Genomic DNA, 247 nt, shown 5'->3' with positions numbered 1-247 from the left:
ACGGGATCGGCGTATTTCACCATATTTGGAAGTCTTCTTCAGGATTTCCCTAGGCCCGGCAGCAATGGGCCGAGTATCTGAAGCCCCGTCCCACTGCCCGGCCCACCCCCCGAATTCACCTGTACCTGCGCCCCACTGATCGTCACCCCGCCCGCATCCACCTTGATAAAACTGCCCCCCGCTTTCGCCGTGAATTCCATCCCCGCTTCCACCACCACCTTGTCCCCGGCGTGGTAGTGAATCTCGG

Annotated in this window: 1 protein-coding gene; it reads right to left on the bottom strand. The window is 60.7% G+C overall.

Annotated elements, in window-relative coordinates:
* Positions 1–38: 38 nt before the first annotated feature.
* Positions 39–247 (bottom strand): hypothetical protein (locus ACW9H9_RS28930; protein WP_457346753.1); only part of this gene is annotated, 209 nt, incomplete at its 5' end.

The sequence above is a fragment of the Pseudomonas sp. SDO5215_S409 genome, from assembly GCF_054071325.1.
This window is presented reverse-complemented; position numbering and strand designations above follow the sequence as displayed.